This window comes from Streptococcus sp. A34 (assembly GCF_043674115.1).
In the GTDB taxonomy this organism is placed as follows: Bacteria; Bacillota; Bacilli; order Lactobacillales; family Streptococcaceae; genus Streptococcus; species Streptococcus suis_V.
Genome location: NZ_JBIMJM010000024.1, coordinates 12487 through 31946 on the forward strand (window position 1 = coordinate 12487; position 19460 = coordinate 31946).

Here is a 19460-nt window from a genome sequence, read left to right on the forward strand (position 1 = left end):
CAAATAGCTACACTATTGTTATACATATTAGAATTTGGAGTTGAAGACAATGGCAGGATTGGTTAGGGATAGACAATATAATTTTAGAGTAAATGCACAATTACTGGAACAAGCAAAAATAATCTTATCGGAAAAAGATATGACCCTTTCTGATGCTCTTAATTTATTTGTAGAAAGGGTGGTTGAAGAGCAAGATTTGCCAATAAAAACAGTAGAAGAGGCGCGTGCAGAGGCTTTTCTAGATGAGTTGATTGCAGAGCTTGATGAAGGTTACCAAGAAGTTTTATCAGGACACACGACACCTGCTCGTGAGGTATTCGCCAAATATGGTCTATGAAGTACATTTATCTGCTAAAGCCGAGCAAGATTTAGAGGAGATCTACCAGTATTATGTCCGTGAATTTTCAGAATCAAGTGCACGAAAGGTGCTTGCATCTCTAAGCACAGCTATCTTGACCTTAGAAACATTTCCAGAGGGATATATTGACCTCGACGCTCGTTTGGGACGAGCATTATTCCCAGAAGGAAAAACAAGGATGATTCCTGGAAAACAGCACCTCATCTTCTATTTGATTCGTGGCTCTCGTGTAGATGTCCTTCGCATTAGAGGAGCAAGGACAGACTACCTAAACAACCTAGACAATCTATTCAAGCAAACCCTCAAATAACGAGCAACTCCCCCACCTTCAACAAGTCTAACGAAACAAGTGTAAACAAAAAGCTGATTCCTCAGCTTTTTTCATTTTATTTTCTACCACTCCCTCATCCAAAAACAGAATATAAGAATGCACCGAAATCTTGCCCTGCAGAATAAATCGCTGGCACAAGAACTGAACCAAGAGTCATCAAGGTCATAGCTATTCCTACCCATACTAAGAATTTCATTGCCAACGAGGAAGACTCATAAGCTGTTTCAAATTCTTGGTATTTTTTATCTAATTTTTCTATCGTTGTCATAACTAAACTCCTTTAACATCACTAACCAAATAGTACCAACAAATAACCAATAATGGAGAAGATAACCAGTAGGCTATTGTTCAATATATGAACAAGAATCGCATCCACAATATTGCCACGGCGAGCATAAGCCAAATAGAAGACTGCCCCCAGCAAGAAGTAAAGTGGCAACTCAATTGGATGAATCGCATGAAGAAGAGCAAAGATAGCTGAACTGATTATCAATTTTAGCCATTTTTGATGTTCTTTGAAGAAATATCTGCTAAACAAACCTCTGAAAACAAGCTCTTCCATAAAAGGAGCAAAGACACCTATTGCAATATGAAAGGCAACAAAGTATAGCGGAAACATCTTCGCCAATTGCTCATTTGTAGCCAAAAGTGCTGCATCGTTGGCTGTGGTAGCATTACCTGTTACCAACTGGGTCAATAACGTTCCGCCAATACCGACAACCCGGCCGGCCAAGAAAAATAGCAGAGCAAACCCAAAATCTTTCCAAGTAAATGTGAACCGTTTTTGCTGGTCAGGTAGACCTTTCTTATACCGTTTCCAAGTCCACACCACAATAGCTGTCGCAATGACTAGATAACCAATGCCAGAAACCCACTGCATGGCACCTGACATCGAATCCTGTATGGCAATCAATCGCATCGGAGTTATGTTAATCGCAACGATGACAAGAATCAAACCAATAAATTTTAATATATTTTTAACACATTTCATAAGCTAGTCCTCCTTTGTAGTCTTATTCACTTTCATTAGGAAATACAATGCAATAAAGAGCGTTGGATATAGGTCAGATGAGAAAACATTTGCTGTTTTTCCAAGAACAAGCCCAACTACTAGGTGAATAAGAACGGCAGTGACCAAAATTCCTTCAACAAGCCCTTGCAAGAACTGCATAATTTTATTCGTTTCTTTGATAGTTATCATTTGATGTTTGTTTTCCATTTTTATTTCTCCTTTTCGTAAAGCTCAAAAAGGTAGCGGAATATATGATATAAATCTCTCTCCGATACACCTAATATAATTTTTACAAATTATAAATGTTTATAATAGTTAGCAATTCATATCCTATCCTTCTTTCCAGTCTTTGTATAATACAAGCATCAATAATGCTAACAATATAATAAAAGGCACATACGGCGCCGTCAATACACTAGGTAGTTTTATTCCTAAAACATCACTGACAACCAGTGAAGTAAAATGTAATAAAGCGGCACTAAATATTACAACTTCAGGTAAATACTTCATAATTCAATACCCCTTTAAGGACGATTTGCAAAATAACCTGCAGCAGCTCCAATTGCTACACCTCCTGCAATAACTGCTGCAGTAACCCAGCAGCTACTTTCCAGCCAACCACAACTCCACCTACAACAACAGGTAATAGACCTCCATCAACATTCATCAATTCTTCTTCTGTTAGTGCTCCAAAGTTTGTATTCATTTTATCCATTGTTTCAAATTTAGTCATATATTTTCTCCTTGTTCTTGTTTTCTTTACAAACTTACTTTTCCTTGTTTTGTTCCCTGTTTGTAAAAATGGCGAAAGCGATGATTAGACCTGGATTACTGACTGCTAAAATATTGAAATAGTCTTTAATGTTTTCATCTGACAAATTCGCACAGATTTTAAAAACTATCCAAAGCACAATGGGAATCAAAACTGCATAGAATTTTTTATTCTTCATCTTCAATTCTCCTTGTTTTCGTTTTATTTTGAATGACCATTTTTATCATTTTCAGAATTGAGTCTATTTGTTTCAATATTTCCCAAAATACCTAAATATATGCAGATTACAATTGTAAGTGGAATCGGTTCTGAAAATGGGATTACTCCTATATCAGATAGTATGGTAGCTATACCATATAAAATAAAGAGTATAGTACAAGTTATCTCAACCATTATAGCTTTATTGATTTTTTTCATCCTCAGTTCTCCTCACTATCATTTTCCTTAACGCTCAATTCTGATTTCAAATAACGTTTTGCCACTTTTTCCATTTTTTCAAGAATAAGAGCAAGTAGATAGAATCCGTATGGTATCAACATCGGCAACTCAAGATTCTGTCTAATGAATGCAAATCCAATAAAGAAGGTATATACAAGCATTGTTGCATGTAATACGTGTTTCCCTGTAATAACAATTTCCTTTTTTTCTCTCATCTTTGTTTCTCCTGTTCTTGTTTTCTTTACACTCTTAGTATAAGCTAACTCAGACCAAATTTTTCATCCATGTCATGAACTGTCGTTATTTTGTAATGAATGACCATTTTTTATCGATTCATTAAGTTGTGATATAGTTTTTTGCAAAATTTCTCTAATTTTTCTTCAACGAGAACAAATAGATACAGTCCATAGGGAGTTATGAAGCGTGGTACAAAATTCTTGGTGACAAGTAAGTACAGCACATACAAGGTATAGACTATCATAGCGATATGTAGCAATTGTTCTTCTGTCATAGCAAGTTTCTTTTTCACTGTCATCTCATTTCTCCTTGTTCTTATTTTTTACACTCTTAGTATATGCCAACTCAGCCATATTTTTTCATCCATGTCATGAACGGTCGATATTTTGTAATGAATGACCATTTTTTTGAGAAAATGCAAAAAAATCCAGCCTTTTGACTGGATTTACATCTATAAATCTTATTCCAAAAACACCAACTCCTGAACAAATCGATGATTGCTACTCTTCGTTGATATAGAAAATTTAGGATAGTTATCTAAAATAGCTTTTACATTGGCCAAGCCAATTCCTCGATTATCTCCTTTTGTAGAATGACCATATTCAAAAATATGACTTGTTGATATTTTATCCTTGACAGTAGTATTTTCTACAACCACAATTTTTCGGTCATATTCCTGAAAGTAGGCAAATACAATATTTCCATTTGTACACTGCTCTGCAGCATCGATAGCATTATCTAATAAAATAGACAGAATCGTTATAAATTCAATCAACTCTAAAGCAGGTGGTTCAATTTCAGCATCTACTTCCACAGAAATTGCAATCCCCTTTTTTTGTGCCTCCAACATCTTAGATGATAGTAAACTCTTCACAGCAGGATTTTGTATATTGGATAATCTAGCTATATCATATTTTCCATCATAGAATTTTCTATCAGAATCTGCAATAACCTCACTATAAATCGTTCGAATCGCAACAATGTCTCCCTCTTTTATAGCCTCATTCAAACTAACGAGAATATTTGTATAGTCATGTCGGAAACTTCTAATTTCTTTATAAAGTGATTCAACATGACGACTATAACGACCTAAATCAGTTAATTGTTTGTCCTTCAACTCCTGGATTTCTTTTTCTTGCTTTTCTTTCTTCTGATAGTTTAAATACAACATACTAACTGTAAATAGAATAAAGTATAATAATAGTATATTAGTTCTAATAAAATATGTATCGAGAGAAACATTTAATACCCTTCCTTCTATTAAGATTTCCAAGAAAAGATTCCCTCTTATTAGTACTAAATAACTTATAAACAGAGTATTTAATCCCCAAAATATTGTTCTAAAATCCCTATCTATTGTATCAACTTTTAGATATTTTTCTTCAATTCTTAAACCTTTAAAAAAACCATAATAAAAGGGAACTAGCAATACGGGTAATAATATATCGAATAATAGACTATTATTGGCATACTCTATATCTACATTAAGTATAAAACGTAAATATAAACTAATTATCCTTTGAAACATATCCCCAATAACAATAGGAAGTAAACCATAAAATAGCTTTTGAGTTTTATTCCATTTTGTTTTAAAAAATTGAATAACTACTAGTAATGATATTGGTTCAATTAACAAATATACATTGAAAAAGAGTATCTGTATTACAGTCAATAAAAGTGATATAGTTAATTTTGATATGTTGTTTAATTTTATACCACTGATCTGCTCAAAAATTATCAATCTGATTAATATGCCAACAAAAAAAATAATGTCTTCAATAGGAGAAAAAATACTCATTAATCATTCCCCAACAAATCTGAAAGTTTCTTCTGCTTCAAACGAGAAACAAAACAAGAATCTCCATTCTCAAAATAGGCAATATGATTTGCTCTGTCTAACTTCGTTATATTTAAAGGATTCACTACACAAGAACGATGTGCTTGGTAAAGTCGTTCGTCAGCTTTCGCTATATCGGATACTTTCCCGTAAAACTCAGTCTGACCTGTTTTGGTTTTTAAAATGACTTTATGTATTGTTGATGATGTTTCAAAATAAAGGATATCACTAAAAGGGACTTGAAGATGGGCAGTTTCAGTTTTGTATACAAAAGAATTTTCAGCTATCGTATGATCAATATTTTCAAAAGCATGCACTAAGACATCTGATACTGCCTTTTGAAAGTCACTATCCTCCAGGCCTTTATCTATAAAATCTAAAGCAGAAACCCGATAACGATATGTTACCGGCATAAATTCTGAGTGAGTTGTTACAAAGACAATAACAGCATAGGGATCGCGAGCACGGATTTCTTTAGCAATTTCCATTCCCTTCTTTTCTTCGCCTTTAATTTCAATATCTAAAAAGAAAAATTGGTGATTTCCTGCTTCCTCAATTGATTCCAATAACTGATTTGGTTTTCCAAAAACTTCTAGAAATTTATATCTTACTGACGTTTCTTCAACACACCGCCTAATAGCATTTTCTAGCCTGCTCTGCTGAAAAAAATCATCTTCTAACACAAAAATATTAAGCATAGATTATCTCCTAAACTTTTTGTAAGTTATAATCATTATTATAGCATATTTAGGTAAAAGATAAATGTCCAACTTGACTTGATAGACCCACCGATGTATAATAAACATAGAAAAAGGTAGTTGCCAGAAACAACTACCCCTTGCAGAACCGTTTAAGACGGTGGCTTGTTATAAATTATTAAAAAATAACCGTGAACTCGCCAAAGTTATAGACGGTTATTTTTTTGTCGTTTTTACCAATTCAAGAACTAACATCACGAGAGCGATAACAAAGTTACCAACTACAAACATGAGTGTTAAGACCTCAAAGGTTGACAATGATAGACCCCCTCTCCGTCAGATTCGGATGATTTGCATAGTAGAACAAAAAGTTCCATTCCACTTCTCTTAATTCGCGTCAACATCTCAGCGCAGTGGTTGATTGGCAGATTTGTTCGTGCTTCGCACTCCAAATCTGACCTAATCAACTGTGCGGGGGCGGTAAGACGAACTCATTTTCTACAAGTTGAGTTCTGTACCGCTCCCACCTACCTTTCAGAAATTAGAGCCACCGTCTTTACTTTTCTGCAAAGACTATTATAGCATATTTAGGTAAAAGATAAATGTCCAACTTGACTTGGTAGACCTACCGATGTATAATAAGCATAGAAAAAGGTAGTTGCTGGAAACAACTACCCCTTGCAGAACCGTTTAAGACGGTGGCTTGTTATAAATTATTAAAAAATAACCGTTAACCTGCCAAAGTTATAGACGGTTATTTTTTTGTCGTTTTTACCAATTCAAGCACTAACATCACGAGAGCGATAACAAAGTTACCAGCTACAAACATGAGTGTCAGCACCTCAAAGGTTGACAAAGATAGCTTCTCCCTTCTGTTAGATTTTGATGATTTGCCCATAGGCACCACCTACCTTTCAGAAATTAGAGCCACCGTCTTTACTTTTCTGCAAAAACTATTATAGCATATTTAATAAAGAATTGTAGTCTAATTTACACATCAAAAAACCAGCCTACTTGGGCTGGTCTTCTTGTAGTCGCTCTTTAAGGCGACGACGGTATAAAATCTGCGAAGGAATGAAATAGAGAAAACTTGCCAGAATAATCCAGCGTTTGTCAATTCCACTAAAGTAAATCACCAAAATCAAGGTAAATGCTACCACTAGGTAGAAAAAATGATTGGTCAGTAAGTTTTTCATGGCACACCTCCACATCTAATTCACTTTTAGTATATCAAAATAGACACAAAAAGTATAGAGGTCTAGCGATTTTTGGTATCTAACACAATGGTCACCGGACCATCATTGACTAGACTGACCGCCATATCCGCCCCAAAAATGCCCACTTCAACTGGCACATACTCTGACAAGGCCTGGTTAAAGGCATCGTAGAGTTGGCTGGCTAGGGCAGGAGCTGCCGCTCCTGTAAAGGCAGGGCGATTGCCTTTTTTTGTATCCGCAAAAAGGGTAAATTGGGAAATGGATAAAATCTTGCCCGTCACATCTTGAACAGACTTGTTCATCTTGCCTGCCTCATCTGAAAAAATCCGCATGTTGACAATTTTGCGAACAGCATAGTCCAGGTCTTCCTGGCTGTCATCTGGCCCTACACCGACTAGGAGCAAGAGCCCTTGATCAATTTGCCCATGAATGCTTCCTTCGATGGTCACACTGGCCTGCGACACACGTTGTAGTATAATTTTCATCTTATCCGTTGGTCCTTTTCACTGAGTAAACTTCTGGCACCGACTTGATCTTGTCCACCAGACTGGTCAAGGTTGCCAGGTTGGAAATACCAAAGGAAACATGGATAGTCGCAAACTTCATATCCTTGGTTGGCTGGGCATTGACTGACGAAATATTCTTGCTGGCATTGGTCAAAACCTTGAGAACATCATTGAGCAGACCTGAACGGTTGAGGCCGTAGATATCAATGTTTGCCATGTATTCCTTGGTAGAGTTTTCATCCTCCCAACCGACATCAATCAGGCGGACATCGTAGTTTTCCTGGCTCTTGAGGTTCATACAGTCCACACGGTGAACCGCAACCCCACGCCCCTTGGTGATGTAGCCGACAATTTCATCGCCAGGTACTGGATTACAACATTTGGCAATCCGAATCAGCAAGCCTGACGCCCCTTCAATGACCACACCACCTTCGTGACGGATTTTCAAACTATCTTTGTTGTCGTGTTTGACTTCGCCACCGTTGACCAATTCGTCCGCGACAGCTTTGGCCTTAGCCCGCTCAGCTTCACGGCGTTCTTTCTCTGTCAGGCGATTAAAGACGGACACGGCAGAGATTTCCCCAAAACCAACCGCTGCATAGAGAGCCTCATCGGTTTTATAGCTGGTCTTTTGCAGGACCTCGTCCATATGGCGACGGTCCAGGTATTGGTTGGGAACGTAGCCGTTTTCTTGGAGGAGATTCTGGAGCATTTCACGCCCTTTGGAAACAGACAATTCCTTGTCCTGATTCTTGAAGAACTGTTTGATTTTATTGCGGGCCTTGTGAGTTTTAACCAGGTTGACCCAGTCACGACTTGGACCGAAAGAGTTGGCAGAGGTGATGATTTCCACCTGGTCGCCCGTCTTGAGCTTGGTCGTCAGAGGCACCATACGGCCGTTGACCTTGGCACCTGTCGCCCGCTCACCAACCTTGGTATGAATCTCATAGGCAAAGTCAATCGGTACAGAATCCTTAGGCAATTCTCGCACCGCTCCATCTGGCGTAAAGACGTAAATCCGCTCGGTGAAGATGTCCTCTTTGACCGAATCAACGAAAGATTGGGCATCTCCTGCCCCTTCTTGAAGTTCGATCAGGTTGTTAATCCATCGCAATTCTTTTTCGCTGGCAGTTGCCTTGCCACCACGCTTGTAGGCCCAGTGAGCCGCAACCCCGTACTCTGCTACCTGGTGCATTTCCACTGTCCGAATTTGGAACTCGATCGGACCTTTTGGTCCATAAACAGTCGTATGGATGGACTGGTAACCATTGGCCTTTGGACTGGCAATGTAGTCCTTGAAGCGACCGGGCATAGGCTTCCAGAGTTCATGGATGTAGCCCAGCATGGCATAGACATCGCTTGGAGTGTCCATCAAACAACGGATGGCCGTCAGGTCATAGAGCTCATCAAAACGTTTTTTCTTGTCATGCATCTTCCGATAGATAGAGTAAATGTGCTTGGGTCTACCGTAAATCTGACCATGTAGATGGCGTTCCTCCGTGTACTCACGCAGTTTGTCCACTACTTCTGTGACCAGAGCCTCCCTCTCCCGACGTTTCTCTCGCATCATATGAGTAATCTTATAGAACTCCACTTCATTGAGGTATCGGAAGGACATATCCTCCAGCTCCCATTTGACAGAGGAAATCCCCAGACGGTGGGCAAGAGGAGCATATATTTCCATTGTTTCACGTGAAATCCGCTCCCGCTTGTCTGGTCGGAGATGCTTGAGGGTCCGCATATTATGAAGGCGGTCAGCCAGTTTGACCAGGATAACCCGCATATCCTGAGACATGGCAATCAGCATATTGCGGTGGTTTTCAGCCAACTGCTCTTCATGGGACTTGTATTCTACCTTGCCCAGCTTGGTCACACCGCCGACGATGTGACGAACCTCAGGGCCAAATTCTGCCTCCATCTGGTCCAGGGTAATGTCTGTATCCTCCACCACATCATGCAAAAAACCGCAGGCAACCGTTACCGCATCCAGCTTTAGACCTGCCAAGATACCTGCCACCTGTATAGGATGGAGAATGTAGGGCTCACCGGACTTACGAAACTGTGTTTTATGGGCCTCGGTCGCATAGTCCAAAGCTTTTTTGACAAAAGCAACATCCTCTTCTGGCAAATAAGTGGCTGTTAGGGCAACGACTTCCTCTCCTGTATAATTGACTTCTTTCATTTACTTCTCTCCCTAGCTATTTCCTATTATTTTACCACTTTCATAGGAAAAGAGGAAGAAATCAGATACATTCCTAACTGTCCGCCACAAACGAACGAATTATTTTCTTGATTAAAAAGTTAACGTTTGTTTATCAAGCGATTACATAGTTGTTTTGTTCTTATTTTTTAATTCGTTGTTCCGAAAACGGTTGAAAAAATCCTTCTGAACCTGTATAATGTTTCTTACACACTTTAATAGAAAGTAGAGGATTTCTTATGAAATTTCCTTTTAGTAAATCGGCTACAGCCTTGACCTTGGCAGTCTTGGCAACTAGTAGCGCACAATTGGTCCAGGCTGAAGAGGTAACAACACCAGCAACTCAACCAACGGTAACAAACGAAACTGCACCAGCACCAGCACCAACTGAGGGAACTGGGGGAGATACTAGTCAGCCTGTCCTCACTGCTGAACCAATCACAACGACCACAACAGAAGTTGCCCCTCCAGTAGAAGGCCAGACGGTCGATGTCCGCATCCTGTCTACAACCGACCTCCACACCAACCTGGTCAACTACGATTACTACCAGGACAAAGAGTCACAAAACCTTGGCTTGGCCAAGACAGCTGTCCTCATCGAAGAGGCACGCGCTGAAAATCCAAACACCGTTACGGTCGACAATGGAGACCTGATCCAAGGTACACCACTGGGCACCTACAAGGCTATCGTTGACCCTGTTGAGACTGGCGAAAAACACCCTATGTACGCTGCTCTGGAAGAGCTTGATTTTGACGCATCAACACTGGGTAACCATGAATTTAACTACGGCTTGGACTTCCTACATACTGTATTGGCTTCAACCAGCCTTCCGGTGGTCAATGCCAACGTAGTGGATGCAAAATCCCTCCAACCTGTCTTTAAAACCTACGAATTGGTGACCAAGACCTTTACCGACACAACTGGTCGCCCTGTCAACCTCAACATCGGTATTACCGGTATTGTGCCGCCTCAGATTCTCAATTGGGACAAGGCAAACCTAGAAGGCAAGATAGTGGTCAACGATGCCGTCCAAGCTGTGAAAGAAATTGTCCCCGTTATCAAGCAGGCTGGTGCAGACATCGTTCTGGTTCTTTCCCACTCTGGTATCGGTGATGATACTTACGAAGTTGGCGAAGAAAACGTGGGCTACCATATCGCAGGGATCGACGGTGTCGATGCGGTTGTGACTGGACATTCTCATGCCCTCTTCCCAACCATGAACCCTGAAAAGCCTGGTTTCTATGCCCAATACGCTGGTGTTGATGATGTGAACGGCACCATTAACGGCACTCCGGTGACCATGGCAGGTAAATACGGTGACCACCTGGGCATCATTGACCTCAAGGTGACCTACACCGACGGCAAGTGGAATGTGGTAGACGGCAAGGGACAAATCCGCAAGATTGATACCAAGTCTCCTGTGGCTGACCCAGAAATCCTTGCCCTTGCGAAAGAGGCTCACGATGCGACAGTTACTTATGTCAATGAAAAAGTTGGTGAAACCAGCGCCCGCATTCACAGCTACTTCTCCCTAGTAAAAGATGACCCGTCTGTTCAGATTGTCAACAAGGCCCAGCTCTGGTACTTGGAAAAAGAATTGGCTGGCACAGAGGAAGGCAAGTTGCCACTCCTTTCTGCAGCAGCTCCGTTCAAGGCTGGTGGTCGCGGTATTTCTGAGGGCGACAACTACACAGACATTCCAGCTGGTTCCATTGCTATCAAAAACGTAGCCGACCTCTATCTTTATGATAATGTCACTGCTATTCTGAAAATCACTGGTGCTGACCTGAAAGAATGGTTGGAAATGTCTGCTGGTCAATTCAACCAAGTGGACCGAAACAACAAAGAGCCTCAGGAGTTGCTCAACATCAACTTCCGTAACTATAACTTCGATGTTATCGACGGTGTAACCTATACCTACGATATTACCCAGCCAAACAAATACGATACCAGTGGTAAGCTTGTCAATAAAGATGCTAGCCGTGTCCGTGATCTCAAGTACAATGGTCAGCCTGTGACGGATGACATGGAATTCATGGTAGCGACCAATAACTACCGCGCTAGTGGTACTTTCCCTGGTGTGAAAAATGCGACGGTCAACCGCCTGCTCAACCTGGAAAACCGCCAAGTAATCATCAACTATATCCTAGAAGAGAAAAATATCAACCCTTCTGCCGATAGCAACTGGCGTTTTGCGGATACTATCAAGGGCCTAGACCTTCGTTTCCGTACATCAAACTCTGCTAAGGATTTGATTGCTGCAGAGAAGTTGGAAGATGTGGAATATATTGAAGAATTTGTAGGTGACGGAGTCAACGGCATGGGCGTTTACCGCTTCCTCTACACTGAGCCTAAACCAGAATCTGCGACTCCTCCAACCATTGACATTATCATCCCAACTCCTCAAACACCTAATCCAAAACCACAAAAACCAATCAAGCCTGGTCAAGCAAATGCTGGTGGCCAAGTCATCACCCTTTCATCTGGTCAGAAAATTACCTTGCCAGCTGACAAACCTGTCGAGACCACACCAGCTCCAGGAGTGAAAACATTGCCAAACACAGGCGATGCGACTTCTGTGCTCAGCTTAATTGGTATCGGACTTGCAGGATTAGCAGGACTGGCTGCTAAACGCAGGGAAGATTAAACCTGATTGATTAGATAAGGAAAAGGAAGTTAAAAAGATAATGGCTGAAATTATTACTACTGTTGGGGTATTCCTTGTTGTAGGTTGGTTGCTGGTTAAACTCCACCCTCACACAGAGGAACAAACTGAGTACAAACGTAGAGCACTAATTGACAAAATGTATCGCGATACATTTGGAGATGACGACTAAGGATTTAGAAAGATAGCAAGCCCGATTGGACTTGCTTTTTATGATGTCGTATAGATAGGGACGAGGTACTCTTCTTGTGGAGTTTTCACTGTATAGGTACCCAGAAGTTTGCCCTCTTGCTCCAGACGGTAGGTCTCGTTTTTATAGCGTGTTTCCAAGCGAATGATCCCGTATTCCCCAGCAGGCACGGGATAGGATATCGTTGAGCTGAACCAATTCCAACCAAAGCCCTTGCTTTCGGTCCACTCCATCATCTGCCCCTCCTCGCCACCATAGACCTTATCCACCAGATCCTCACCCATTTCTCTCGTTTCAAAGTTTTTTTCTAAAACCGCTTGGTCTTCCTCGATTCCGGACACAAAGGCGGTCCTAACTTCCAGATTTTCAAAAGTATAGATGACCCCTGTCTCCCGGTCCTGTAAGACCAGGTCGGACAAGATTTTATAGTTAGTTCCTGGGATAACCTCTGCCTGTCGCCACAGCAGAAAGGCCAAACCTGCCACCAGTAACAGGTTCAGATACCACGATTTCCATCTCATATCAGTTTCCTCCCAAGTCTTCGACCACAAAGAAGCGCTCATCCACGACGGTTCCTGCTTGATTTTTGAGAAATACCTTGCCACGCAGCCTTTTGATAGAGAGACCCAGACTATTGTCTAGCTGACCTTGATAGACTGGATAGCCATTTCCATAAATCTGGTCTGTCTTGACGATAGCAATTGACTTCAAGAAGTCTAGCATGGCCCACTCGGTCTTATGAATCTTTTCGTATTGCGCGGGATCTGCTAGGAACTTATCCATGTCCAGCTGTTGACTTTCCGTAGGAAATAAACCACCCTTGCGATGGAGCCTGCGGTAGAAGATTTTGTGATCTTCTTGATAGGCAGCCCAGCGATCCGAAAAATGCGACTGGTCATAGGTCTCCAAGAGCTGGATACCTCTTCCACGATTTCCAAATGCGGCTCTACCAAACCATTGAAAGCCGGATCTACAAAGGACTGACCACGGAAGGGTTCATAGAACCTCTTCTCCTCCAAAAGTCCCGTCAATAAGACCTCCTTGGACTCTGGCTGACTTGCTAAGCGATCCCATTGATTGGCAAGGGCTCCCCCGGCCGCATGAAACAGTTCAAAATGCAGGATTTCCTGCTCAGCAGCCTGGACGGATTGCTCCTCTGGACTGGAGGGAATATAGCTGACACTCATCCGACAGGAAGCTAGGCACAGACTGGCAACACATAGCAGAGAAAAGGAAAACCACTTACGCATAAAATCACCTACTTTCAACTGTATTATAACAACACTTGTACGAAAAAGGCAAACAATTATGTGTAAATGGTGATGAATTTATTGAAAATAAGCCCAGACAACGGCAACCAGCACTGCAGGCAACATATTGGCCACACGAATTTTCCGACCCCAGACGATATTGACCCCGACGCAGAAAATAAGAACCGATCCGACCATAGATAGATTGCTCAGTGCCTGCTCTGTCATCAAGGGCTCAATCAAGCGGGCTAGCACTGTCAGCGAACCTTGAAAGAGAAAGACCGGTACAGCTGAAAAGCCAGCTCCCTTGCCCAGACTAGAGGTCATTATCAAGATAATGATGAAATCCAAAATACTCTTGATAGCCAATAGGCGGTAATCACCCGTCAGTCCGTCTTGGATGGATCCAATAATAGCCATAGCACCGATACAAACGGTCAATGACGCTGTCAGGAAAGCATCTAAGAATTGCCCATCTTGGCTGTTTCCTGATTTTTCACGGAGCCAAACACCCAGCCTTTCAAACCAGCCTTCGATATGCAGCACTTCCCCAATCAAAATCCCTAAGGCTAAACTAAGGACCAAAAGCATGCTATTTTGACTTTTGAGTTGACCATCAACTACTGTCAACAGTCCTTCTAAACTACCTGAAATTCCTAGAAATAAGACAGCAATCCCGCTAGCCATGGTTAGACCGGACTGATGGCGTTCCTTGAGTAAATGACCAAACCAAGACCCTATCACACCTGCTAGGGCAATGGCGATGGTATTGATAATCGTACCTACAGCGAACATAGACTACCTCAACAATTCCGTAGCGTAGCTAATGGCAGAAAGGGCGTAGAGGGGAGCCGTTTCCGCTCGAAGAATGCGAGGACCAAGGCCTGTCTTGACCGCTCCTGCTCCTTCAAATGCGGCTACTTCCTCAGGCGACACGCCACCTTCTGGACCGACGATGACCAGAACTGATTGGCCGATTTCTAAGCCAGACAAGATTTTCACCAGGTTGGCTTGTTCACCCTCTTTTGCAGCCTCTTCGTAGGCTAAGATAATCCGGTCAAATCCTGCCAGCTGGGATAGGAAATCAGCTTTTTTCTCAAACAAACGAATTGCTGGAATGCGATTGCGTTTGCTTTGCTCGGCTGCTCCTTGGGCGATTTTTTCTAACTTTTCTGCTTTCTTTGCCAGTTTTTTACCGTCCCATTTGACCACAGACCAGTCCGCTGGAAAGGCCCAAAGAGCTGCCATGCCTAACTCCGTTGCCTTTTGGGCGACAAATTCGAGCTTATCTCCCTTTGGAAAGCCCATGGCAATAGTAACGGAAACGGGTAATTCGACATTGTCTGCCAGTTCTTCGATGATTTCAACAGATTGGTCCTGGCTATCTACTACCCGTGCCAAGCGTTTAATCTCATCATCAAAGACCAGGACAATCTGGTCGTCTGCCTGCAAGCGCATAACAGAAAACATGTGCTTGGCAGTGTCCTTATCGCTAATCTGGAAAAGGCCCTGCGGTGCTCTGCCATTGACAAAATACTGCTGCATCCTAGCCTCCAATCACACCTGAGCGGTCAGCTGTTTTCTTGAAGACGCAGCAATTCCACTCGCCCTGAATCATGTGGGTCTCGAGGAAGAAGCCAGCCGCTTCCGCAGATGCTCGCACCATGTCCCACTTGTCCGCGATGATACCGCTCATAATCAGGTAGCCTTCGTCCTTAACCAGACGGTAGGCATCCTCAGTCAGATGGATGAGAATATCCGCCAAGATGTTGGCAACGATGACTTCCGCTTCAATGTCAACACCACGAAGCAAATCACCTGCCGCAACATGAATATTGCTAGTATTGGCGTTGAGGTCAATGTTTTCCTGGGCCACACGCACCGCCACTTCATCCAAGTCATAGGCATAAATCTCCTTGGCACCTAGGAGGGAGCTAGCAATGGAAAGGACACCTGAGCCTGTGCCGACGTCGATGACCGTCTCGCCACCACGAAGGACCTGAGAAAGAGCAAAAAGGCTCATCTTAGTCGTCGGGTGAGTTCCCGTACCGAAAGCCATACCTGGATCCAAGCGGATAATTTTCTCACCAGCCGTCGCCTCGTAGTCCGTCCAAGACGGTACAATAGTCAAATCGTGGGTAATGCGGGCTGGCTCATAGTATTTCTTCCAGTTGTCCGCCCAGTCTTCCTCTGCCAATTCCTGACTTTCTAAGCTAATCTGACCTGTCTCCAAGCCAAAGCCGGTCAAATCCGCCAGGCGAGTTGCTAAATCTGCCTTAACTTCCTCAATATCCACAGAGTCAGGATAATAGGCCGTAATCGCAATCATATCCGACTGCTCCACCTCGGGATAGAGCTCACCGAAACGGTCCTCCTGTCCCACGTAGTCAGCCGAGTCGCTAATGGCCACCCCCTGACTGCCCGTTTCAATCATCAGATTTGAAACTGCTTCTTCTGCATCACGATGCACGTGAATCGTTAATTCTTGCCATGAGTTCATGTTTGTTGTCCCTTTCATTCTCTCTAGAACAAACCTATACTGTCTCTTCTAATTCTTTCAATGTTCGGCCTTCTATATCTTTCCAGTCAGTTCGACCGTTTGTATGCATCCCAAGCACAAATCCAGCTGCATAAGAAGGGCTATTGAAAAGCTGATTTTCTTGTAAAACGCCATCAACTATCATCCCACTAGCCTGTAACTCTGCTCGTAGCCCCTTTAATACAGAAGGTATCTTTTGAGAATCAATTGTTTCTATCATACTCCCCTTCAACACAACAAAACCTTCTGAAGTTTGTTTGCAGGTCGCATGAATTTCTGTGTTTGATTTTTTACTTTTTCGTTTCAAATACAGCAACTGATTCAATCCATCTGTTGTCTCTTTGTCACTAGGTATATTTTGCACCATTGGAACAAATAAACGATGCCCCAACGTTCCAATAATCGTAATGGTGTTATCAACAACTTCATCCAATTCTGACTGTTTTTCTTCCGTTACATTACCTGGATTGGGTTCGTTGCCATTTTTCACTATAAAACGCCCAGCCTCCTTGGCAAGCTGAGTGAATTTATTTTCTAGGTAGCTGATTTCAGTTGGACCAAAGGAGTTGTTCTGAGTTGTCAGCACAATCACATCATTAAAATAATCCGCATGGTTATCACGTGTATGTTCTTGAATGCGGAGCAAGACTCCTTCGCCATTTTTTCGAGTCGTAGCCTGTCCTATATAGGTGATATCTTTTCTCTTTTCATCGTCATACCCCAACAGAAAGTAGATACCACTTTGTTTCATTTCCGAACGTTCTTTCAAATCTCCGAGGTGAATACGAGGTATTTTGAAAATAACCCCCGTCCAATTGGATAGGGTACATTTGATTTTTCCAGTTACTTCACCATCCATCAAGAACATATTGATATTTTTACTACGATTAGCCATTTCCCATCCTCCTAATACCTCGGATATGGATAAAATTCCCCTTCCACTAAGTCTGCTCTGCCTTTTTCAAAAGCCTCGCTATCCCAAGCAATCGCAAATTCTTGAGCTTCTGGGTCCGCCAAAAAGTCCATGAGGTCATCTAGACCTTGGTCGGCGGTGTCCTTGAGAAAACCTGCGAAGTAGGTCAGAAACTCAGCTGAGAAGCCCTTCTTGGCGTCAAATGGCAGAGCGACTAGGTAGTCTTCCTCGTCAAAGCGAGACTTGTCCTGGTTGTAGAAAAGGACATACTCCTCTAGGAAAATATCCTCCGCAGAGGCATTGCCTTCGTCGTCCACCGTTTCAATACCAGCCGCATTTTGTGCTTCCAAGATGAAAGCCAACTCAACTGCGTGGTTTTTCTTGTCCCAGTTAAGCTCATAATCGTGAGTAAAATGTTTGTCCAGTGCCGCTTCCAGCACATCTAAAAAGCCATGTTTTGCCATGTCAGTCCTCTTTCGATTTTGTGTTATAATAAGTGTACCATATTCAGCTAACAAAAGAAACGAAAGGAAGCCTATGCCAGCCAATCTCGCCCTTCGTATGCGACCCAAATCCATTGATGAAGTCATCGGTCAGGAACACCTGGTCGGTCCTGGAAAGATTATCCGTCGCATGATTGATGCCAATATGCTGTCGTCCATGATTCTCTACGGTCCGCCAGGGATTGGCAAAACCTCGATTGCGTCCGCCATTGCTGGTACGACCAAGTATGCCTTTCGGACCTTTAATGCCACGACCGACAACCAAAAACGCCTGCAGGAAATCGCTGAAGAGGCTAAGTTTTCTGGCGGTCTAGTTCTCCTACTCGATGAAATCCACCGCCTTAACAAGACCAAGCAGGACTTCCTGCTCCCTCTTTTGGAAAATGGCAATATCATCATGATTGGGGCAACGACAGAAAATCTATTTTTCTCGATTCTGCCTGCCATTCGCAGTCGGGTGCAGATTTTTGAGTTGCAGCCTTTGCAAACCAGCCATATCCGACAGGCCTTGGAGTTGGCTTTGACAGACAGCGAACGCGGTTTTGACTTCCCCGTCACCATTGAACCTGAGACTCTGGATTTTCTGGCAAATGCGACCAATGGCGACCTCCGTGCTGCCTACAATTCGCTAGAACTGGCTGTGCTTTCGACCAAGGAAAGTGACGACGGTAGCCGTCATATCGACTTGGATGCCGTGGAAAATAGCCTGCAAAAGTCCTACATCAGCATGGACAAGAACGGTGATGCCCACTACGACATTCTCTCCGCCCTGCAAAAATCCATTCGGGGTAGCGATGTCAATGCCAGCCTTCACTACGCTGCCCGCTTGATTGAAGCGGAAGACTTGCCTAGTCTTGCTCGTCGTTTGACGGTAATTGCCTATGAAGACATCGGCTTGGCCAATCCAGAGGCTCAGATTCATACGGTGACTGCACTTGAAGCTGCCCAGAAAATCGGATTCCCAGAGGCACGGATTTTGATTGCCAATGTGGTCATTGATTTGGCCCTTTCTCCCAAGTCCAATTCTGCCTATCTGGCTATGGATGCAGCTCTGGCCGATTTGCGAAAAAACGGTCATCTGCCTATTCCAAATCACCTTCGAGACGGTCATTATGCTGGCAGTAAGGAGCTGGGAAATGCCATTGGTTACCAGTATCCGCATGCCTATCCTGAAAAATGGGTGGACCAACAATACCTGCCCGATAAGTTACTGGTTGCGGACTACTTCACCGCCAACGACACTGGAAAATACGAGCGTGCCTTGGGCATGACCCAAGAAAAAATCAACCATCTAAAACAAAACAACCATCTAAAACAAAACAAGAAAAAAAGTTGATAACGTTTTCATTTTTTGCCGATTTTCTCTTGATTTTTTTAAAAAATGTGGTAATATTAAATCATAAATAAGAACTGCTGTGGTATACGAATTCATACCTATGTGTTGACCGACTATTTTTGTATTACTAGGGAGACAAAGATCTTTTGGCAGTATGCAGGCTGGTACACCCAGAAGCAACTAAGTCAGAAACACGTCACCCACCTGCTTCTAGCGTGCGGGATCAATACAATTCATGAATAACCGGTACCAATACAGCATTTTTATTTTGCCCTTCCTTAGCTCAGCTGGCAGAGCAGCGGACTCTTAATCCGTGGGTCGTAGGTTCGATCCCTACAGGGAGGATTTTCATATATCTCCTTAAGCCTTGTACTACAAGGCTTCAGACTGAAGACAAAGTCGTTAGAATTATATTTCTAACGGCTTTTTCATATGTAAAGTAGTATAATAGAGATAG

The 19460-nt window shown here is 42.6% G+C and carries 27 protein-coding genes, 1 tRNA gene and 1 other RNA gene; 7 read left to right on the forward strand and 22 right to left on the reverse strand.

Annotation, left to right across the window (positions count from 1 at the left end):
• Window positions 1-49 precede the first annotated feature (49 nt).
• A complete protein-coding gene (locus ACHBGV_RS06945) occupies window positions 50-337 on the forward strand; it encodes a type II toxin-antitoxin system RelB/DinJ family antitoxin (protein ID WP_024398776.1) in 288 nt (95 codons plus the stop codon).
• Window positions 327-668 (forward strand): type II toxin-antitoxin system RelE/ParE family toxin, encoded by a 342-nt coding sequence (locus ACHBGV_RS06950; RefSeq protein ID WP_394735970.1) that lies wholly within the window; start codon window positions 327-329, stop codon window positions 666-668. Before ACHBGV_RS06945 ends, ACHBGV_RS06950 begins: the two co-directional genes overlap by 11 nt.
• A 94-nt stretch (window positions 669-762) precedes the next feature.
• On the opposite strand, the gene ACHBGV_RS06955 is transcribed toward ACHBGV_RS06950, so the two are convergent.
• The 14 genes from ACHBGV_RS06955 to ACHBGV_RS07020 form a co-directional block, all read right to left on the reverse strand.
• Complete coding sequence (locus ACHBGV_RS06955) at window positions 763-957, reverse strand: hypothetical protein (protein WP_394735971.1); 195 nt, start codon at window positions 955-957, stop codon at window positions 763-765.
• A 21-nt stretch (window positions 958-978) separates the two neighbouring features.
• Entirely contained in the window at window positions 979-1680 is a 702-nt protein-coding gene (locus ACHBGV_RS06960; protein ID WP_394735972.1) for a CPBP family intramembrane glutamic endopeptidase, read from the reverse strand.
• 3 nt (window positions 1681-1683) lie between these two features.
• On the reverse strand, window positions 1684-1908 hold the full coding sequence (locus ACHBGV_RS06965; protein ID WP_394735973.1) for a hypothetical protein: 225 nt from the start codon (window positions 1906-1908) through the stop codon (window positions 1684-1686).
• Window positions 1909-2266: 358 nt separating this feature from the next.
• A complete protein-coding gene (locus tag ACHBGV_RS06970) occupies window positions 2267-2434 on the reverse strand; it encodes a class IIb bacteriocin, lactobin A/cerein 7B family (protein ID WP_394735974.1) in 168 nt (55 codons plus the stop codon).
• Window positions 2435-2468: 34 nt separating this feature from the next.
• Window positions 2469-2651 carry a hypothetical protein gene (locus ACHBGV_RS06975; protein WP_029177221.1) on the reverse strand — a complete coding sequence of 61 codons (183 nt, stop codon included), beginning with the start codon at window positions 2649-2651 and terminating at the stop codon, window positions 2469-2471.
• A gap of 23 nt (window positions 2652-2674) precedes the next feature.
• Window positions 2675-2890, reverse strand: coding sequence for a hypothetical protein (locus tag ACHBGV_RS06980; protein WP_024376181.1), 216 nt, complete (start codon window positions 2888-2890; stop codon window positions 2675-2677).
• Between the two features lie 2 nt (window positions 2891-2892).
• Window positions 2893-3126, reverse strand: coding sequence for a hypothetical protein (locus ACHBGV_RS06985; protein ID WP_394735975.1), 234 nt, complete (start codon window positions 3124-3126; stop codon window positions 2893-2895).
• Window positions 3127-3608: 482 nt separating this feature from the next.
• Entirely contained in the window at window positions 3609-4946 is a 1338-nt protein-coding gene (locus ACHBGV_RS06990; RefSeq protein ID WP_394735976.1) for a sensor histidine kinase, read from the reverse strand.
• Window positions 4946-5683 (reverse strand): response regulator transcription factor, encoded by a 738-nt coding sequence (locus ACHBGV_RS06995; RefSeq protein ID WP_394735977.1) that lies wholly within the window; start codon window positions 5681-5683, stop codon window positions 4946-4948. Before ACHBGV_RS06995 ends, ACHBGV_RS06990 begins: the two co-directional genes overlap by 1 nt.
• Window positions 5684-5899: 216 nt before the next feature.
• Entirely contained in the window at window positions 5900-5974 is a 75-nt protein-coding gene (locus ACHBGV_RS07000; protein ID WP_238145024.1) for a hypothetical protein, read from the reverse strand.
• Window positions 5975-6437: 463 nt separating this feature from the next.
• Window positions 6438-6581, reverse strand: coding sequence for a putative holin-like toxin (locus tag ACHBGV_RS07005; protein ID WP_024416971.1), 144 nt, complete (start codon window positions 6579-6581; stop codon window positions 6438-6440).
• Window positions 6582-6693: 112 nt separating this feature from the next.
• The gene (locus ACHBGV_RS07010) at window positions 6694-6879 is read right to left on the reverse strand and encodes a hypothetical protein (protein WP_002941993.1); all 186 of its coding nucleotides are present in this window, start codon (window positions 6877-6879) and stop codon (window positions 6694-6696) included.
• A gap of 62 nt (window positions 6880-6941) precedes the next feature.
• Window positions 6942-7385 carry a D-aminoacyl-tRNA deacylase gene (gene dtd, locus ACHBGV_RS07015; protein ID WP_172009738.1) on the reverse strand — a complete coding sequence of 148 codons (444 nt, stop codon included), beginning with the start codon at window positions 7383-7385 and terminating at the stop codon, window positions 6942-6944.
• Between the two features lies 1 nt (window position 7386).
• Window positions 7387-9588 carry a RelA/SpoT family protein gene (locus tag ACHBGV_RS07020; RefSeq protein ID WP_394735978.1) on the reverse strand — a complete coding sequence of 734 codons (2202 nt, stop codon included), beginning with the start codon at window positions 9586-9588 and terminating at the stop codon, window positions 7387-7389.
• Between the two features lie 257 nt (window positions 9589-9845).
• Between ACHBGV_RS07020 and ACHBGV_RS07025 the strand changes: the two genes are divergently transcribed.
• Together ACHBGV_RS07025 and ACHBGV_RS07030 are read left to right on the forward strand one after the other, a co-directional pair.
• Window positions 9846-12254 (forward strand): bifunctional 2',3'-cyclic-nucleotide 2'-phosphodiesterase/3'-nucleotidase, encoded by a 2409-nt coding sequence (locus ACHBGV_RS07025; RefSeq protein WP_125266414.1) that lies wholly within the window; start codon window positions 9846-9848, stop codon window positions 12252-12254.
• A 40-nt stretch (window positions 12255-12294) separates the two neighbouring features.
• Complete coding sequence (locus tag ACHBGV_RS07030) at window positions 12295-12444, forward strand: hypothetical protein (RefSeq protein WP_161498038.1); 150 nt, start codon at window positions 12295-12297, stop codon at window positions 12442-12444.
• Between the two features lie 38 nt (window positions 12445-12482).
• Here ACHBGV_RS07030 and ACHBGV_RS07035 read toward each other — a convergent pair whose 3' ends face one another.
• The 8 genes from ACHBGV_RS07035 to ACHBGV_RS07070 form a co-directional block, all read right to left on the reverse strand.
• Window positions 12483-12983, reverse strand: coding sequence for a hypothetical protein (locus ACHBGV_RS07035; protein WP_105160499.1), 501 nt, complete (start codon window positions 12981-12983; stop codon window positions 12483-12485).
• Window position 12984: 1 nt separating this feature from the next.
• Window positions 12985-13245 (reverse strand): hypothetical protein, encoded by a 261-nt coding sequence (locus tag ACHBGV_RS07040; protein WP_172059526.1) that lies wholly within the window; start codon window positions 13243-13245, stop codon window positions 12985-12987.
• Window positions 13230-13712: a hypothetical protein gene (locus tag ACHBGV_RS07045; RefSeq protein ID WP_172059527.1), complete on the reverse strand. Its 483-nt coding sequence runs from the start codon at window positions 13710-13712 to the stop codon at window positions 13230-13232. Before ACHBGV_RS07045 ends, ACHBGV_RS07040 begins: the two co-directional genes overlap by 16 nt.
• Before the next feature lie 78 nt (window positions 13713-13790).
• Window positions 13791-14507: a DUF554 domain-containing protein gene (locus ACHBGV_RS07050; protein ID WP_394735979.1), complete on the reverse strand. Its 717-nt coding sequence runs from the start codon at window positions 14505-14507 to the stop codon at window positions 13791-13793.
• Window positions 14508-14510: 3 nt separating this feature from the next.
• The gene (locus ACHBGV_RS07055) at window positions 14511-15257 is read right to left on the reverse strand and encodes a 16S rRNA (uracil(1498)-N(3))-methyltransferase (protein WP_394735980.1); all 747 of its coding nucleotides are present in this window, start codon (window positions 15255-15257) and stop codon (window positions 14511-14513) included.
• A 1-nt stretch (window position 15258) separates the two neighbouring features.
• Window positions 15259-16212, reverse strand: coding sequence for a 50S ribosomal protein L11 methyltransferase (prmA, locus tag ACHBGV_RS07060; protein WP_394735981.1), 954 nt, complete (start codon window positions 16210-16212; stop codon window positions 15259-15261).
• 34 nt (window positions 16213-16246) lie between these two features.
• Window positions 16247-17146 carry a GIY-YIG nuclease family protein gene (locus ACHBGV_RS07065; protein ID WP_105122092.1) on the reverse strand — a complete coding sequence of 300 codons (900 nt, stop codon included), beginning with the start codon at window positions 17144-17146 and terminating at the stop codon, window positions 16247-16249.
• Window positions 17147-17157: 11 nt separating this feature from the next.
• On the reverse strand, window positions 17158-17628 hold the full coding sequence (locus ACHBGV_RS07070) for a DUF3013 family protein (RefSeq protein ID WP_394735983.1): 471 nt from the start codon (window positions 17626-17628) through the stop codon (window positions 17158-17160).
• A 73-nt stretch (window positions 17629-17701) separates the two neighbouring features.
• On the opposite strand from ACHBGV_RS07070, the gene ACHBGV_RS07075 reads away from it, so the two are divergent.
• The 3 genes from ACHBGV_RS07075 to ACHBGV_RS07085 all read left to right on the forward strand — a co-directional run bounded on the left by ACHBGV_RS07075 (window position 17702) and on the right by ACHBGV_RS07085 (window position 19348).
• Complete coding sequence (locus ACHBGV_RS07075; protein ID WP_394735984.1) at window positions 17702-19003, forward strand: replication-associated recombination protein A; 1302 nt, start codon at window positions 17702-17704, stop codon at window positions 19001-19003.
• A gap of 71 nt (window positions 19004-19074) precedes the next feature.
• A non-coding RNA gene (gene ssrS, locus ACHBGV_RS07080) (6S RNA) lies at window positions 19075-19268 on the forward strand.
• Between the two features lie 7 nt (window positions 19269-19275).
• Window positions 19276-19348, forward strand: a tRNA-Lys gene (locus tag ACHBGV_RS07085).
• The last annotated feature ends 112 nt before the right edge of the window (window positions 19349-19460 follow it).